Origin of the sequence: Catellatospora sp. TT07R-123, assembly GCF_018327705.1 — a bacterium.
GTDB lineage: Bacteria > Actinomycetota > Actinomycetes > Mycobacteriales > Micromonosporaceae > Catellatospora.
The window spans coordinates 491,381-506,978 of record NZ_BNEM01000002.1 but is presented as its reverse complement, the minus strand read 5'-3'; the positions used below and the strand labels follow the sequence as shown (position 1 = coordinate 506,978).

Genomic DNA, 15,598 nt, shown 5'->3' with positions numbered 1-15,598 from the left:
GTCGAGGTCTGGCCGACATCGTCGGCGCGGTCAGGGCCGGCCTCCACCGGATTCGTCGAGGGCTGAACAAGCCCGCGGACCGGCCCTGACCGCAACGGCACGGACCCCGCCGCGGGCGCCGAGCCGGTAGCCTGCCGTCCATGAAGGACACTCCGCCGGACCCCGACGGCCACGAGCGGGCTCCGGCACTGCGGCTGACGGGACTGCTCAAGGCCTTCGCCGACACCGTCGCGGTGAACCACGTCGACCTGACCGTGCCCCGCGGCTCGTTCTTCGGCCTCGTCGGGCCCAACGGCGCGGGCAAGACCACCGCGCTGTCCATGGCGGTGGGGCTGATGCGGCCCGACGGCGGCCGCTGCGAGACCTTCGGCGTCGACGTCTGGGCCGACCCGGTCCGCGCGAAGTCGCTGCTGGGCGTCCTGCCCGACGGGCTGGCCCTGCCCGAACGGCTGACCGGCCGGGAACTGCTGACCTTCATCGGGCAGCTGCGCGGCCTGCCCGACGACGTGGTGTCCCGGCGCACCCAGGAGCTGCTGGACGTCATGGAGCTCGGCGATGCCGAACGCACCCTGGTCGTCGACTACTCCACCGGCATGCGCAAGAAGATCGGCCTGGCCACGGCGCTGCTGCACGCGCCCCGGCTGCTGGTGCTCGACGAGCCGTTCGAGGCGGTCGACCCGGTGTCGGCCGCGGCGCTCAAGTCGATCCTGGTGCGGTTCGTCGCCGCAGGCGGCTCGGTGCTGCTGTCCAGCCACGTCATGCCGCTGGTCGAGCAGTTGTGCGACACCGTCGCGGTGATGGCCAAGGGCAACGTGGTCGCCGCCGGACCCCTCGACGAGGTACGCGGCGACGGCACCCTGGAGGAGGCGTTCATCCGGCTGGTGGGCGTCGACACCGGGGCGGGCGAGGGGCTGTCGTGGCTGGCGTCCTGATCCGGATGAAGCTGGCGATCATCCGGCACTCGATGACCGGCGGCAAGGCCATCTGGATGATCGCCGGAGGGGTCCTCGGGATCGCCGCGGCCGCCGCGACCATCTGGCTCAGCCTGATCCAGACCCCCGACCCGACGGTCACGGCCGACCTGCTCGCCGCGGTCTACCTGATGTGGGCGCTGGGCTGGGTCGTCGGGCCCGTCTGGGGCGGCTCCACCGTGCTGCGCGCCGAGCACTTCGCGCTGCTGTCGGTGCCGCGCCGGCGGCTGGCCGTCGGGCTGCTCGGCGCGGCCTTCGTCAGCGTCACCACCGCCGTGACACTGCTGGCGTTCCTGAGCCTGCTCGTCTACGCCGCCCGCCTGGGCACCGGCCCCGCACTGGTGGCGGTGCCCGCCGTCGCGCTGGAGCTGGTGTTCGTCGTGCTGCTGTCACGGATCGCCACGGTCGTCTTCGGGGTCGTGGCGAAGTCCCGGATCGGCGCGGCGTTCACCGGCGTCATCCTCGCCGCGATGATGGTGCTGGCCCAGTCCGGCTGGATGGTCGCCGTCGCCGTCAAAGTGTCCGGCGTGCTCACCACAGGCTTCGGACCCGGCTTCGCCCGCACCGTACGGGCCGTGCCGTCCGGCTGGGGGCTCGTCGCCGTCGAGGCCGCCGACCAGGGCCGATGGTGGGCGGTGCTGACCGCGCTCGCCGGGCTGTGCCTGATCATCGTGGCGCTCCTGCTCGGCTGGAGCCGCAGCCTCGGCACGCCGAGAAGCGCCAGGGCCACCATCCGCGGCTCGCGTGACGTACGCGCGACCGGCCGCGGCCTGTTCGCCGGGCGCACCGGCGCGGTGCTGCGCAAGGAGCTGCGCACCTGGTGGCGTGACCCCATGCGGACCCAGGCGGTGTTCGTGCCGCTGGCCTGGGCACTGGGCACCGCCCTGCTGCCGCTGACCTTCGGCGCGAAGGTGCTGCTGCCATGGGCCGCCCCGGCACTGGCCGTGATGGCCGGCACGGCCGCGTCCAACCTGTACGCCCAGGACGGCACGGCCCTGTGGCTGACCCTGACCACCCGCACCGAGCACGCGGACCTGCGCGGCCGCCAGCTCGCATATCTGCTGGTCTTCGGCCCGGTCACCCTGGCCGTCGCCGCGGCCTTCACCCTGTGGAGCGGACTGAGCTGGACCTGGCCCTGGGTGCTGGCGTTCGTCCCCGCGATGCTCGGCGGCGGGGCGGGACTCGGCGCGCTCATCTCCGTGGTCGCGCTGGCCCCCGGCCCCGACGCCCACCGGCGCCCCGACAACCCGCTCGAGCACGGCGACACCACCGGCCAGGCGACCATCATGTTCTGGGGCGGCTGGCTGCCCGCGATCCCCGCGGCGGTGCTGCTCACCCTCGGCACCGCCCAGGACAGCACGCTCCTGCGCTGGTCGGCCGTGCCGGTCGGCGTCACCACCGGAGCCTTCCTCGCCTGGTGGCTCGGCCGGGTGGCGATCGGCCGGCTGTCGGCCCGCGGCCCCGAGCTGCTCTTCCTCATGCGCACCGGCCGCAGCGCCAAAACCGTCACCAAGGTCGAAGTCGGCAGGCCGGACGTGTGGAAATCGGTCCTCGGCTGGACGCTCGGCTCGATCGCGCTGTTCCCGCAGGGCATCGTGCCGATCGCCTTCCTGCTGACCGGCGTCGGCGTGAAATCGTGGTTCCTCGCGCTGTACCTGCCCGGCCCGCTGCGCTGGCCCACCGCCGCGGTGATGGTGCTGCTCGGCTCCTACCTCTACTACCTCGCCATCAAGGCGGGCATCTCGAAGAAGTCCCCGGCACCGGACACCGGCGACGCGCCGCCCGACCACCAGCCTGAAGAACCCCGGCCGACCGCGCTCACCCACGGCCAGTGAGGGCTCACACCGGCGGCAGCAGGACGAGCGCGTGGTTCTTCGGGCCGCGGAACGCCAGCTCGACGTGCTCGCAGCGGCCACCCAGGGCGCGGTGGTGGGCGGTGATCGCGGCCAGCAGCTCGTCGCGGCCGAGCTTGCGGTCCCGGTCCCAGAAGTTGCAGCAGGGTACGACCAGCACGGGGCGCACCCTGGCCGAGTCGACCACCTCGCGCAGCGCCTCGTCCGGGTGCAGGCCCACGATCAGGTCGTAGTAGTCGGCCAGCGCCGCGAGGTAGGGCTCCGCCCGCGCCGGAACGCCCTTGAGCGTCCAGCCCCGGGGGTCGACGACCTCGGCCTCCAGGCCGAACCGCTTGCGCAGCAGCCGGGTCAGCATCCCCTGTCCGCCGGCCACGTCAGCGACGTACCGGGCCTGCGGGAACCGCGTCGTGATGAACTCGGCGAGCACGTCGAAGCGGGTCTCGTCACCGTGGAACCGGTGCCGGGTCACGGCGTACCGCGTGGGTTCTCGGTCATGTGAGCGGCCTCCTGTCCTCGCCGACCATCAGATCACCCGTGCGCAGAGCCCTCGGCGGCGAGGCACCGCGCTGGACGGCCCGGAGCCACGAGCCCCGGCCTACGCCGGGGCCGCCTGCGGGAGCAGGCGAGCCTGCCGCGCCCGATGGCGCCGGACCAGGAGGTTCGCATACACGAGCAGGAAGATCGTCACGTGGATCGACGCCTGTGTGACGAACATGAACAGGTATGCGGGCAGGGTCCGGCCGTCGAAGAACAACTCCATTCCGTACGGATCGAAGCGCGTGACCATGGCCCAGTAGGAGATCGGCACGGCGATCGCCACGACGCCCCAGGACCATGAAGCGCGGCTGAACCGGCCGGCCAGGGTGCACAGCAGGCTGGCGCTCAGCGCCAGCCGGAGCCCGTCGCCCGCGTGGGACCGGTTGAACGCATACCCTTCCAGCAGCGGCCAGGCCGTCACCACGACGAACAGGATGCCGAAGATCCAGAGTGGCACGAGCGCCGGGCGGATCAGCTGCGTCACCCCCGTGGTGACACCTGCGCAGATGATCCCCAGCAGCACGGCGCCCACCATGCCGCCCGCTCCGGCCCATGCCTGCCAGACGATGCTGTACTCGTCGTAGAAGGTGGTCCACTGCAACGACAGCTGGACGTAGAGCATCGGCAGGACGGCGACGAGCACCAGCGACAGCACCGTGTGCGCGAACGTCCGGCCCGGCCGGACCACGACCGCCGGTTCCCGATGCGGCCGTGAGGTGGCCAGGCTCCCCGCGAACCGCAGCCGCCGCGCGGTGCCGGGCATGGCGTGCAGCTCCGCCCGCCATTCGGCGAGCATCTCCTCGCGCACGTCCTGCGGCCAGCGCCGGGCCGCCGCGGTGAGCAGTGCCCGGCAGAGGTGCTTGATCATGCGGTGACCTCCTTGGCGGCGGGGTGCGCCGCTCCCGTCCTCGTCTGCTCGTGCAGCTCGGCGAGGCGCTGGCGGGCGATCGGCAAGGCCGCCGCGGTGACCCGGTAGTACGCGCGGGCGGGGCGGCCGGCGGCGGCCGGGTCGATGTCCTCCCAGCGCTTGTCCAGCCAGCCGGCCTCGGCCAGCCGGGCCAGGATCGGGTACAGCGTGCCGCTGGGCAGCCCGGACGACTGCATCAGCTCCATTCCGTAATGGTCGCCGGCGGGTTCGGCGAGCAGGGCCGCCAGGACTCGTGCCACCGGCACGGTCAGGCGCAGTTCGGTATTCATGGTAGGGAGTCTACATAGGGTAGATCCGCGCCATCAGCCCCGGTGATACCGGAAGGACGCCGGGTGTAGCCCACGGGCTGACGTCCGCGGGCCGATGCCCCCGCGACCAGCTCCTGCCTAACATCGGCGCATGAATCCGAACCCACAGCTCATCGCACCGGCGATCGCGAGCCGCCCGCGATTCAGCCTGTCCCCGGCGTCGGCCACGGCACTGCGCTGGATCGCGCTCGCGCTCTACCCCGTCGTCCTGTTCGAGACGGTCCAGGACGGGTTCCGCAACCCGTTCGGCGTCCCCTACCTGGGCAGCCTGCTGCCGCTCCTGACCGTGGCGCTGCCCGCGGTGCTGCTGCGGCGCCGACCGGTGGCGGCACTCGCCCTGATGCTGCTCGGCGCCACGGTGCTGCCGTTCCTCGGCAACGACCAGTGGGCCGCGCCCTACCTGCGCGACGTGAGCAACCTGCAATACCTCGGCATCGACCTGACCGTGGCCTACCTCGCGGCCACCCGCTCCCGCCGGGTGTCGGTGACCGCGGCAGCCGTCACCCTCGTACTCCAGGTGCTCATCACCGCCGGCTCCCCGCAGCGCTCGCCCGACCTCGCGAACGCGACACTGCTGCTGGTCCTGGGCATGGCAGCGGCCTGGATGGGCGGCTACGTCGTCCTCGAGCGCCGCCGGCACACCGCGGCGGCGCGCGTGCAGGCCTCCCACCAGGCGGTCACCGACGAGCGGCTGCGGATCGCCCGCGAGCTGCACGACATGGTCGCGCACAGCATCGGCATCATCGCCATCCAGGCCGGGGTGGGGCGCCGCGTCATCGACACCCAGCCGGCCGAGGCCCGCAACGCCCTCGCCGCGATCGAGGACACCAGCCGTGACACCCTGGCCGGGCTGCGCCGGATGCTGGGCGCGCTGCGCCAGGCCGACACCGGACCCGCCCCGCTGGACCCCGCGCCCGGTCTGGCCGACCTCGACCGGCTGGCGGCGGTCACCGCCGATGCCGGGGTGCGGGTCGACGTACGCCGGACCGGGTCGGACCGGCCGCTGCCGCCCGACCTGGACCTGTCGGCGTACCGGCTGATCCAGGAGGCGGTCACCAACGTGGTCCGCCACGCCGGCACCGACACGTGCACGGTGCTGGTCGAGCAGCGCGACGGCGAGCTGCTCCTGGAGATCGCCGACGAAGGCCGCGGCGGTGTCGTCGGCCCCACCGGATTCGGTATCGCCGGGATGCGCGAGCGGGTCGCCCTGCTGCACGGGGAGCTCGCCGCCGGCCCGCGCCCCGGTGGCGGGTTCGTCGTCAGGGCCCGGCTGCCGCTGCCCGGCCCGTACGGCCCGCAGGCGTCGTCGTGACCGTGCGGGTGCTGCTCGTCGACGACCAGCCGCTGATCCGGGCCGGGCTGCGGGTGCTGATGGCCGACAGCCCCGACCTGGAGGTGATCGGCGAGGCCGGGTCGGGGGCGCAGGCCGTCGCACAGGTCGCCGAGGCCCGGCCTGACGTCGTGGTGATGGACATCCGGATGCCCGGCATGGACGGCATCGAGGCGACCCGGATCATCACCTCGGGCGCCGACGCTCCGCAGGTGCTGATCCTGACCACGTTCGACGACGACGAGTACGTCTACGGTGCGCTGCGCGCAGGCGCCAGCGGGTTCCTGGTCAAGGACATGTCGCTGGAGGACATCCTCGACGCGGTGCGGGTGGTCGCCGCCGGCGACGGGCTGATCGCGCCGGGGGTGACCCGCCGACTGATCGCCGAGTTCGCGGGGCGGCCGGAACCGGCCCGTCCGCCCCGGACGGTGGAGGGCGTCACCGACCGGGAGCGTGAGGTGCTGACCCTGGTCGGGCGGGGCCTGAACAACGCCGAGATCGCCGCCGAGCTGTTCATCAGCGTGGCCACCGCCAAGGCGCACGTGGCCAGGCTGCTGGCCAAACTCACGGCCCGTGACCGCATCCAGCTCGTCATCATCGCGTACGAGCAGGGCCTGGTGCAGCCGCCAGGCTGACCGGCCGGTGCGGCTGTCAGCTCGTGGTCTCCGGCGTGGTCGCGGGACGCCGTCGTACGCGCTGCTGTTCGGCCAGCGCGTACGCCTGCTCGACCGACTCCATGATGCGCGGCGTCTGCGCGACGAGGTGTTCGGGGTTGAGGTTGGCCAGCTGCGGGTTGCGGATCAGCAGGTCCCGGAACCGGTCGGGAACCCCGGCCATCACGAACGAGATGCCCTGCGCGTCGAGGCGGCCGACCCGGTCGTCAAGAGCCTTGAGGAACGTCGCCGAGGGCACGTCCACCGCGCCGCGCACCGACAGCACGACGGCCGCGTCGGTGGCGCCGGTGGTGTCAGGCCAGTCCTGGTCGATACGGCCGACCTCGGAGAAGAAGCCCGCGCCGTCGTAGTGCAGGACCGTGGTGCGGCCCGACGGCAGGTGCGCCGGCGGGTCGCCGATCTCCCAGCCGCCGTCGCCGCGCCGGAACTCCAGCAGCCTGCTGCTGCGGGTGACCGTGATCGAGGTGAGCAGGATCGACAACGCCGCGCCGAGGAAGATCGCATATTGCAGCGGCAGCGCGGTCGTGGCCGCGAAGGTGACGATCATGGCGATGGCAGAAGGCCACGAGGTGTGCAGCACGAGCATGATGTCGTTGCGGCGCCGCTCGATGAGCTCGGCGCCGATGACGAGCATGATCCCGCCGATGACCGCCATCGGGATCAGACCGGCGTAGGGGCCGACCAGCAGCACGATGACGGCGAGGAAGACGCCGGCGAAGATGCCGGCCCAGCGGGTGTGGGCGCCGGAGCTCTGCGCGATGCCGGTACGCGACAGCGACCCGCCCGTGGGCAGGGCCCCGAACAACCCACCGGCCAGGTTCGCCACCCCCTGGGCGCTGAAGTCCTTCGACGCGTCCGGACGGGAGCCGTCGGGGTTGACCACCGCGGCACCGATGCCCGCCGCCTGGGCCAGCGCGACCAGGGCGATCGCGACCGCGCCGGTGGCCAGGGCGGGGACCGCGCCCAGGTCGGGCAGGGTGAACGGTGGCAGTGAGCGGGGGATCGCGGCGATGTCGGCCACCCGTTCGACGTCGGTGCCCAGCAGCACCGTCGCCGCCGTCACCACCAGCAGGGACAGCAGCGTCGCCAGTGACCGGGTCGGCCGCCAGAGCCGGAACAGCAGCCAGGCGGCGACGGTCGCGGCTGCCACGATCACCACCGGGGTCTTCCAGCGGCTGAGGTGGATCAGCGCGTCGGCGAGCTTGCCGACGGTGTTGGAGCTGCCCGGGCTGTAGCCGGTGGCGTCCTTGATCACCCCGGCGATGATCTGCAGCGCGATGCCGACGGTGAACCCGGTCATCACGGCGGTAGACACGTACGACATGACCGACCCGAGCCGCAGCAGGCCCAGGATCAGCATCACCACGCCGACCAGCACGGTGAGCGTCGCGATCGCGCCGATGTCGCCGGTGTCGAGCCCCGCGGCCTGCAGCACGCTGCGCGCCGACAGCGCGATGGCGCTGGTGAGGGTCGTGACCATCAGGACGGTGCGGGCGAACACGGAGCCGAGGATGGTCGGGACCACCCCCGACCACAGCCCGAGCGGCGCGGCGAACCCGCCGATGCTGGCGTAGGCGACGCCTTCGGGAATGGAGAACAGCCCTGTCACGAAGCCCGCGACGGCGTCACGGCCGGTGGGGCGGGGGATGGCCCGCAGCCGCCGCGCGACGGTGTTCGGCGTCGGGTCACCGGTCATGTCGCTGTCCGTTCTTGATACCGCTCGTCGGGTGGTGGTCCGGGGTGTGCCGGGCGGCCTCAGCCGCTGGGCACCGCTGTTCCGGCGGCGCGGCGCAGCCGTACGAGCAGGATCGCGCAGAGCATCAGCAGCCACGCCGGGAAGAGCAGGAGCAGCCAGGTGTCGAGCGTGGCGGCCAGGAACAGGGTCAGCCCGACGGCGACGCTGAGGACGAGGAACCACCTCGGCATGATCCTGGTGTGCCTGCCCAGGGAGGCAGTGGTGAGCACGAACATGGCGGCCATGCGCATGGCGAGGATGACCGACACGAGCCTGCCCAGCTGCGCGAAGCCGCGCATGGTCGCCGGGTCGGCCACACCGTCGCCGAACTGGGCCACCGCGGCGCCGACGCTGAACGCGGCCGCGGCGACCAGTTCGAGCACGATGTAGCTGAGCCCGGCCCCCAACTGAAGGTTGGAGAACAGCACGTGCTCGGGCCGGCCCTGGTGGGCGATCCACATCCGCAGCGTCGTGATGAACCACAGGAAGGTGATCGCCGCCAGCGGCATGAGGTAGATCCCGGCCAGCAGGACCTGGCGGCGGGTGCCGGGATCCAGGTAGTACTCCAGCACCGTCTGGTCGGGATCGCCGGCGCTCGGGACCCGGTGCAGGATCAGGAACGCCGCGGTGAACAGCACCGCGTGGGCCAGTCCCATCACGACGGCCAGCCGGGCGGCCCGCATCGCGGCCGGATCCGGCACCGCCGCCGGTGCGGGACCGGGTGTCCGCCGGTCCGCGTTTGGTCGCGCCGCCTCGGCCGCCGGTGGGTGGTCCGGCTCCGCCATGGACGACCTCCGCAGTCGGCATACGCGGACGATGGCCGCATGTCGGCGAGCATAATGCGGAAAATGATCCGGATGCTGGCTGTTTGAGCAAGTCAGACCCCGGCCCGGCCCAGCGGGCCGTTCTGCGTGATCTCCAGCGCCCGCACCTGACGATGATCGCGGTGGCCGTGCCGCTTCCCGAGTGAGGGGCGAACGCCGACCTGAGCCCGGCTCCCGCGCTGGTCCGGACACCGAGCCAGGTTCGCAGGTGTCCGGCATGCCGTGTGAGATTCTGCGGAAACCGACCCATCCGCGTGCCAATGCGTGCCGAATCCCCTGCGTCGTCGAACAGCAGCGATCTTGACCATGCCGAAAGGTGGGACCGTGAACGGTGCCGACCAGCCCAACCCGCGGTACGACCACCTGACCCGCGTTCCCGGCCCGGCCGAGCCCGCCGACGCCGAGACACTGCTGCGGGCGGTGGCCCGCGGCGACGAGGCGGCCTTCACCCGCCTGTACGAGCTGGTCGCCCCGCGGGTGTACGGCCTGGCCAGGCGGGTGCTGCGCGACCCCGCGCAGGCCGAGGAGGTCGCGCAGGAGGTGCTGCTGGAGGTGTGGCGCACCGCCAGCCGCTTCGACCCGGAGCGCGGCTCGGCCACCGCGTGGGTCTTCACCATCACCCACCGGCGTGCCGTCGACCGGGTCCGCGCCGAACAGGCGGCCCTGGACCGGATACAGCGCCTGACCCCGGACCCGGTTCAGACACCGGCCGACGATGTCGAGGACCAGGCCACGACCCGCCTGCGTCGGCAACAGGTGCGACGCTGTCTCAACACACTCACCGACCTGCAACGCGAGGCGATCACCTTGGCCTTCTACGGCGGATACACCTACCAGCAGGTGGCCCAGCTGCTCGGCGCCGGGCTGCCGTCGGTGAAGTCGCGGATGCGCGACGGCCTGATCCGGCTGCGCGACTGCCTCGGGGTGGAGGTGTCGGCATGAGCGACATCCACTCGCTGGCCGGACCATACGTGCTGCACGCACTGGACGAGCCGGAGCGGGCTACCTTCGAGCAGCACCTGAGCGGGTGCGCGACGTGCGCGACCGAGGTCGCGGAGCTGACCGAGACCGCGGCCCGGCTGGCCGACGACACCTGGTCGGTGCCGCCGCCCGCCCTGCGCGAGCAGGTCATGACCCAGGTGCGGCTGACCCGGCAACTGCCGCCGACCCGAGCCGTCCGCAGGCGACGCGCGCCGACGCGGTGGTGGCGCCATCCCGCGCTCGCGACCGTGGCGGCGTGCCTGCTGGTCGCCGCCATCGCCGCCGGGGTCACCTACACGGTGCAGGAACAGCGGCTGCGCGGCGAACGGAGCGCAGCCCAGCAACTCGCCCGGGTGCAGGCCGTGCTGACGGCACCGGATGCGCAGCTGCGGACCACCACCGTCGCCGGCGGCGGCCGGGTCACCATGGTGGCCGCGCCCAGTCAGGACTCGGCAGTGATCATGCTGGCCGCGCCGCCGCCCGGCGCCGGCCGGGCCTACCAGTTGTGGCTGATACAGGACGGCACCCCGCACTCGGCCGGAGTCCTGGCCAGCGGGCAGGGCACCGCCACACACCTGGTGAGCGGACTGGGCGCCGCCGACGCCCTGGGCCTGACCGTCGAGCCCGCAGGCGGCTCGGCCGCGCCAACCCTGCCGGTCCTGGCGCAGTTGACCATGGGATAGCCGACCCCGAAAGCCAGCTGCAAGACCGTCAGTCCTGTCACCACCGCGGGCACGTCCGGCCGGGACCCGTGCCCGCCGATCCACCGGCTACGGCCGGATCAGGGCAGGCTCACCGTCGGCCTGCCCTGATCCGGCCGCGGCCGCCGACCGGCGTACGCGTGATCCACCTCGTGGCCATCGGGACAATGCGCCATACGTGACCCGTCAGGTACGGCACCGCGTGCGAGCCTCGTTCGTCGGACCCGGATGCCAGGACCAACACCGCAGATAACGTGAATCAGATTTTTCTGGAATCAACCCATCCGCGACGGTGTGACCGCCGAATCCCCTGTGTAGTCGGACCCCACCGGGGTCCCGCCAGGGAGGGTCACCATGAAGTCGAAGAAGACGTTCGCCGCCGTTCTCGTCACCGGTCTGGCCGCGCTGGCCCTGTCCGCGTGCGGCGCCGGATCCACCACCGCCGAGACGTCCACCGCCACGTCGGCGTCCAGCGGCATGTCGGCCGCGCCGGCCGGGGAGTTCGGGCCCGGCTGCGCCGCGGTGCCCACCGACCCGTCCAACGCCGGCAGCTTCGAGGCGATGGCCAAGGTCCCCGTCGCCACCGCCGCATCCGGCAACCCGCTGCTGTCCACGCTGGTCACCGCGGTCAAGAAGGCCAACCTCGTCGACACGCTCAACGGCGCGCCGGCGGTCACGGTGTTCGCGCCGACCAACGACGCGTTCGCGAAGATCCCCAAGGCCGACCTCGACAAGGTCCTGGCCGACAACGCCACCCTGACCAAGATCCTCACCTACCACGTGGTCGCCGGGAAGATCTCGCCCGACCAGCTCGCCGGCACCCACAAGACCCTGCAGGGCGGCGACATCAAGGTGACCGGCTCGGGCACCGACTTCACCGTCGACGGCGGCGCCAAGGTCGTGTGCGGCAACGTGCAGACCGCCAACGCGACCGTCTACATCATCGACTCCGTGCTCATGCCGATGTGACCTCACCCATCCAGGGCCCGCCGGTCACCGCCGGCGGGCCCGCCCCGGAAGGCCGCGCCATGCCCACCCCTGTCCTCAGGCCCGCCATCGCCGGTGTGCTCGCCGCCGCCGCAGGCCTTGCCGCCGCGGAACTGTGCGCGGCACTGCTCCGGCCCGAGTCGTCACCACTGATCGGCATCGGGGCCTCGGTCATCGACGCGACCCCCACCCCCGTCAAGGAATACGCGGTCCGCACGTTCGGCACCTACGACAAGCCGCTGCTGCTGGCCTCCGTGGCCGTGGTGCTGACGGTCGCAGCCGTCGGCCTGGGCATCCTGGCCCGGCGGCGGCTCCGGCCGGCGCAGGCCGGAGCCGCCGCCCTGGGCCTGCTCGGGGCGGCCGCGGTCGCGTCCCGCCCGTCAGCCACCGCGCTGGACGTCGTGCCGTCGCTGCTGGCCGCCGTGGTCGCCGCCGCCGTTCTCGGGCTGCTCACGAGTCGGCTGCCCAGGCCCGAACCCGCCGCCGAGGTGCAGGCGGGGCGGCGGCGCTTCCTGACGACCGCCACGGCCGTGGCAGGCTCCTCCCTGGTCGCCGGTGGGCTCGCCACGATGATCCGTGAGCTGACCTCGGGCTCCGCCGAACGGTCACGAGCGGCGATCGTCCTCCCGCCACCCGTGCAACCGGCCGGTCCCCGAAACGCGACGCCAGGCTTCTACACCCCCGTAGCGGACTTCTACCGCGTCGACACCGCCCTCACCGTTCCCCGCATCGACGCCGCGCAGTGGCGGCTGCGCGTCCACGGCATGGTCGACCGGCCCCTCACCCTCGACTTCGACCAGCTCCTGGCCCGCGGACTCATCGAACGCGACATCACCCTCAACTGCGTCTCCAACGAGGTCGGCGGCCCCTACATCGGCACCACCCGCTGGCTCGGCGTGCCGCTGGCACCGCTGCTGCGCCAGGCGGGCATCCGACCCGGCGCCGACCAGGTCGTGGCCCGCTCCGTCGACGGCATGACCCTGGGCACGCCCGTCGAGACGATCCTCGACGGCCGCGACGCGATGCTCGCCGTCGCCATGGACGGCCGGCCCCTGCCACCCGAGAACGGGTTCCCGGTGCGGATGCTGACCCCCGGCGTCTACGGATACGCCGGCTCCTGCAAATGGATCACCGAGATCGAACTGGCCCGCTTCGCCGACTTCGACACCTACTGGGTCCGCCGCGGCTGGGCGCGCCGGGCACCTGTCAAAACCGCCTCACGCATCGACCGCCCCGCCCCCTTCGCACAGGTGGCATCCGGAACGGTCACTGTCGCCGGCGTGGCGTGGGCCCAGGGCCGCGGCGTCCGTACCGTCGAGCTCCAGATCGACGACGGGCCGTGGCAGCAGGCCGAGATCCTGCCCACCTCCGGGACGGACACCTGGGTGCAGTGGCGTTACCGCTGGCAGGCGAGCTCGGGCGGCCACCGCCTGCGCGTCCGAGCCACCGACGACACCGGCCAGACGCAGCCCGAGCGCCGCGCCACCCCGTTCCCCGACGGCGCCACCGGCTGGCACACCCTGGCCGTCACCGTCAGCTGACCCGCGGCCGGGTGGCCCATCCGCCCGCCGGCCTGACACGGTGTGACACCCGTTCACGGCCCGTCGTCGGCACCGCCGTACAGCGACACCCCGGAACCGCTGCGCTTGGCCTGGTACATCGCCTCGTCGGCCTGCCGCAGCAGGGTGTCGAACGCGGTGTCGGTGCCGACCGCGACGCCGATGCTGGTCTTCGCGTGCACGGTGTCGTCGCCGTCGAGGCAGGCCGTGTGGCCCACCCCTTCGAGGAGGCGGTCGGCCGTGCGCACGGCGGCGTCGGCCGTGCTGTCGCGCAGCAGGACGACGAACTCGTCGCCGCCGAGCCGTGCGACCAGGTTGTCGTGGCGCACCATCTGCCGCAGCCGCTGGGCGACCGCCATCAGCAGCTGGTCGCCGACATGGTGGCCGAAGCGGTCGTTGACCTCCTTGAAGCCGTCGAGGTCGAGCAGCAGCACGGCGTTGCTGCCCCGGGCTCGGCCGTCGTCGCCGAGCTGCTCGTCGAGCAGTGTGCGGTTGGCCAGGCCGGTGAGGCTGTCATGGGTCGCCTGGTGGCGCAGCCGTCGCTGGAGGTCCTTGGCTTCGGATACGTCCCGCAAGTTGATCACGATTCCGCCGACCGACGGGTCTTCCAGCAGGTTCGTGGAGATCAGTTCGAGGTGCTTGAGGGTGCCGTCGTGCAGCTGTACCAGCAGTTCGTCGCGTTGGGCAGGCGGGCCGTAGAGGGGAGCCAACCACTCCCGGGAGCCGTCGGACTGCTGGGCCGCCAGTATGTCGCGTGCGGGTCTGCCCTCCGCTTCCTGCGGCGAGATGCCCAGCACGGTACGCACCGACGGACTGGCGTAGGTGATGCCGCCGGTGCGGTCGACGACCAGCGTCACGTCGGAGGTGTTCTGCACCAGTGAGCGGAAGCGCCGCTCATGCGCGCTGAGCGTGGTCATGGTGGCGTCGAGTTCGGCTATCAGGCGGTCGTTGTCCGTCGCGGTGATCTTCTGCCGCACCGTGACGATCGCCGTGATCAGCGCCATCCCGGTGACGACACCCCAGGTCGCGGTGGTCAGTCCGTCTCGCCAGAGCTGCAGGATCAGCAACGCCTGGGCGGCCGCGACGGCGAGGTACGGCAGCGTCCCGCTGATCCTCCGCGGCGGCGCCACCGGACGGCTGGCGGTGTACGTGAGCCGTTCGACCTGGGGCGTCATCGCGAGCAGTGCCCCGGAGACCAGTTTCAAGGTGAACAGCAGCCGCGTGTCGGGCTGCGGGCCGGTCAGCCCGTCGGTGGCGATGCCGATGGACAGCAGCAGCAGCGCCGAAGTGCCGGTGGCGGCGGTCGCGGGCGTGAACGGAGCCGATCCGCTGAGGATCAACCGCACCATCGCGTACGCCGCAGCCACCAGTACGCCGCTGGCCAGCAACGTCAGCAGCAGGTCGACCTCGTCGACCGGCCGTGCGCCGGTGCTGTGGGCCAGTGCCCAGGTGAACACGGCCACGCTGCACATCACGGTGGCCGCGTCCAGGCCGATGCGCAGCCGCTGGCGCCCGGCCACGTTCAGCGGCCAGGTCAGCATGGGCCAGGTGACGGCCGCGAAGCCCGCCACCGCCAGGGCCTTGGTGATCAGCATCGGCGTGGTCGCGACGGGCCAGGCGCCCAGTCCGGGCAGCATCTGCACGATGGACCCGGCCGTCAGGAAAGCGCCGCCGACCGCCGCCCAGCGCCAGAAGGCACGGGTGCGCGGGTCGGTGGCCGCACCGTGCCGGGCCTGCTGGAGCGAGCCGACGGCGTTGACCCCGTACAGCACACACAGCGCCCCGTACATGGCCGGACGCGGACGGGGGCCGAACCCGATGAACATGCCCGCAGCGGCGGTGAACACGGCGATCCCCAGGATCACCGCCCACGCGTACCAACGCCTGTCCCTTCCGGCCGGGGCCGCAGGTGTGCTCGACATGGGCGTCCACCTTTCGGCGCAGGACGTTGGCGAGCGTGGCGGTCGTGCACCACTCCGGGCGCATCCATGGAAACGACGCCGCGTCTTCGAGCAGCGCGGAGCTGCTCTACGCCATCACCATAATCCTCAGGTCAGACCACGGCCGCGGGCGCGGTTCGGTGCGCTGAAGCCGACCTTCCCAGCGTGAAAACGTCGTCGGGAGGTGATTCGACCTTGCTGAGGCAATTCAGCCGGCTGCGCGAATCGACCGGCGAACGCTGTGGTCGGCAGGGTGCGTCGGCAAGGGCG

At 72.3% G+C, this 15,598-nt stretch carries 14 protein-coding genes; 8 read left to right on the top strand and 6 right to left on the bottom strand.

The window, feature by feature from the left end; all coding sequences use genetic code 11:
• Positions 1-140 precede the first annotated feature (140 nt).
• Together Cs7R123_RS22645 and Cs7R123_RS22640 are read left to right on the top strand one after the other, a co-directional pair.
• The gene (locus tag Cs7R123_RS22645; protein ID WP_212829723.1) at positions 141-932 is read left to right on the top strand and encodes an ABC transporter ATP-binding protein; all 792 of its coding nucleotides are present in this window, start codon (positions 141-143) and stop codon (positions 930-932) included.
• Positions 917-2,806: a hypothetical protein gene (locus tag Cs7R123_RS22640; protein ID WP_212829722.1), complete on the top strand. Its 1,890-nt coding sequence runs from the start codon at positions 917-919 to the stop codon at positions 2,804-2,806. Before Cs7R123_RS22645 ends, Cs7R123_RS22640 begins: the two co-directional genes overlap by 16 nt.
• Positions 2,807-2,810: 4 nt before the next feature.
• On the opposite strand, the gene Cs7R123_RS22635 is transcribed toward Cs7R123_RS22640, so the two are convergent.
• From Cs7R123_RS22635 to Cs7R123_RS22625, 3 genes are all read right to left on the bottom strand, one after another.
• Positions 2,811-3,293: a hypothetical protein gene (locus Cs7R123_RS22635; protein WP_212829721.1), complete on the bottom strand. Its 483-nt coding sequence runs from the start codon at positions 3,291-3,293 to the stop codon at positions 2,811-2,813.
• 126 nt (positions 3,294-3,419) lie between these two features.
• On the bottom strand, positions 3,420-4,229 hold the full coding sequence (locus Cs7R123_RS22630) for a hypothetical protein (RefSeq protein WP_212829720.1): 810 nt from the start codon (positions 4,227-4,229) through the stop codon (positions 3,420-3,422).
• Positions 4,226-4,558, bottom strand: a complete 333-nt coding sequence (locus Cs7R123_RS22625; protein WP_244872082.1) for a PadR family transcriptional regulator — start codon at positions 4,556-4,558, stop codon at positions 4,226-4,228. Before Cs7R123_RS22625 ends, Cs7R123_RS22630 begins: the two co-directional genes overlap by 4 nt.
• A 130-nt stretch (positions 4,559-4,688) precedes the next feature.
• Here Cs7R123_RS22625 and Cs7R123_RS22620 point away from each other — a divergent pair, with 130 nt between their 5' ends.
• On the top strand, positions 4,689-5,909 hold the full coding sequence (locus Cs7R123_RS22620; protein ID WP_212829719.1) for a sensor histidine kinase: 1,221 nt from the start codon (positions 4,689-4,691) through the stop codon (positions 5,907-5,909).
• Complete coding sequence (locus Cs7R123_RS22615) at positions 5,906-6,562, top strand: response regulator transcription factor (RefSeq protein ID WP_212829718.1); 657 nt, start codon at positions 5,906-5,908, stop codon at positions 6,560-6,562. Before Cs7R123_RS22620 ends, Cs7R123_RS22615 begins: the two co-directional genes overlap by 4 nt.
• 16 nt (positions 6,563-6,578) lie before the next feature.
• Here Cs7R123_RS22615 and Cs7R123_RS22610 read toward each other — a convergent pair whose 3' ends face one another.
• Positions 6,579-8,297, bottom strand: a complete 1,719-nt coding sequence (locus Cs7R123_RS22610) for a SulP family inorganic anion transporter (protein ID WP_212829717.1) — start codon at positions 8,295-8,297, stop codon at positions 6,579-6,581.
• Between the two features lie 59 nt (positions 8,298-8,356).
• A complete protein-coding gene (locus tag Cs7R123_RS22605; RefSeq protein WP_212829716.1) occupies positions 8,357-9,121 on the bottom strand; it encodes a hypothetical protein in 765 nt (254 codons plus the stop codon).
• A 363-nt stretch (positions 9,122-9,484) separates the two neighbouring features.
• Between Cs7R123_RS22605 and sigK the strand changes: the two genes are divergently transcribed.
• The 4 genes from sigK to Cs7R123_RS22585 all read left to right on the top strand — a co-directional run bounded on the left by sigK (position 9,485) and on the right by Cs7R123_RS22585 (position 13,370).
• A complete protein-coding gene (sigK, locus tag Cs7R123_RS22600) occupies positions 9,485-10,102 on the top strand; it encodes an ECF RNA polymerase sigma factor SigK (RefSeq protein ID WP_280517322.1) in 618 nt (205 codons plus the stop codon).
• Positions 10,099-10,824, top strand: coding sequence for an anti-sigma factor domain-containing protein (locus Cs7R123_RS22595; protein WP_212829714.1), 726 nt, complete (start codon positions 10,099-10,101; stop codon positions 10,822-10,824). The genes sigK and Cs7R123_RS22595 overlap by 4 nt, the downstream gene beginning before the upstream one ends.
• Positions 10,825-11,196: 372 nt before the next feature.
• A complete protein-coding gene (locus tag Cs7R123_RS22590; protein ID WP_212829713.1) occupies positions 11,197-11,811 on the top strand; it encodes a fasciclin domain-containing protein in 615 nt (204 codons plus the stop codon).
• Positions 11,812-11,870: 59 nt separating this feature from the next.
• Entirely contained in the window at positions 11,871-13,370 is a 1,500-nt protein-coding gene (locus tag Cs7R123_RS22585) for a molybdopterin-dependent oxidoreductase (protein WP_212829712.1), read from the top strand.
• Positions 13,371-13,423: 53 nt separating this feature from the next.
• Here Cs7R123_RS22585 and Cs7R123_RS22580 read toward each other — a convergent pair whose 3' ends face one another.
• Positions 13,424-15,310, bottom strand: coding sequence for a diguanylate cyclase domain-containing protein (locus tag Cs7R123_RS22580; RefSeq protein WP_212829711.1), 1,887 nt, complete (start codon positions 15,308-15,310; stop codon positions 13,424-13,426).
• Between the last annotated feature and the right edge of the window lie 288 nt (positions 15,311-15,598).

Excerpts from the sequence above, each read along its gene's own strand:
- Cs7R123_RS22645 (WP_212829723.1), top strand. The coding sequence starts at position 141 with ATGAAGGACACTCCGCCGGACCCCGACGGCCACGAGCGGGCTCCGGCA.
- Cs7R123_RS22630 (WP_212829720.1), bottom strand. The coding sequence starts at position 4,229 with ATGATCAAGCACCTCTGCCGGGCACTGCTCACCGCGGCGGCCCGGCGC.
- Cs7R123_RS22625 (WP_244872082.1), bottom strand. The coding sequence starts at position 4,558 with ATGAATACCGAACTGCGCCTGACCGTGCCGGTGGCACGAGTCCTGGCG.
- Cs7R123_RS22620 (WP_212829719.1), top strand. The coding sequence starts at position 4,689 with ATGAATCCGAACCCACAGCTCATCGCACCGGCGATCGCGAGCCGCCCG.
- Cs7R123_RS22610 (WP_212829717.1), bottom strand. The coding sequence starts at position 8,297 with ATGACCGGTGACCCGACGCCGAACACCGTCGCGCGGCGGCTGCGGGCC.
- Cs7R123_RS22605 (WP_212829716.1), bottom strand. The coding sequence starts at position 9,121 with ATGGCGGAGCCGGACCACCCACCGGCGGCCGAGGCGGCGCGACCAAAC.
- Cs7R123_RS22595 (WP_212829714.1), top strand. The coding sequence starts at position 10,099 with ATGAGCGACATCCACTCGCTGGCCGGACCATACGTGCTGCACGCACTG.
- Cs7R123_RS22590 (WP_212829713.1), top strand. The coding sequence starts at position 11,197 with ATGAAGTCGAAGAAGACGTTCGCCGCCGTTCTCGTCACCGGTCTGGCC.
- Cs7R123_RS22585 (WP_212829712.1), top strand. The coding sequence starts at position 11,871 with ATGCCCACCCCTGTCCTCAGGCCCGCCATCGCCGGTGTGCTCGCCGCC.
- Cs7R123_RS22580 (WP_212829711.1), bottom strand. The coding sequence starts at position 15,310 with ATGTCGAGCACACCTGCGGCCCCGGCCGGAAGGGACAGGCGTTGGTAC.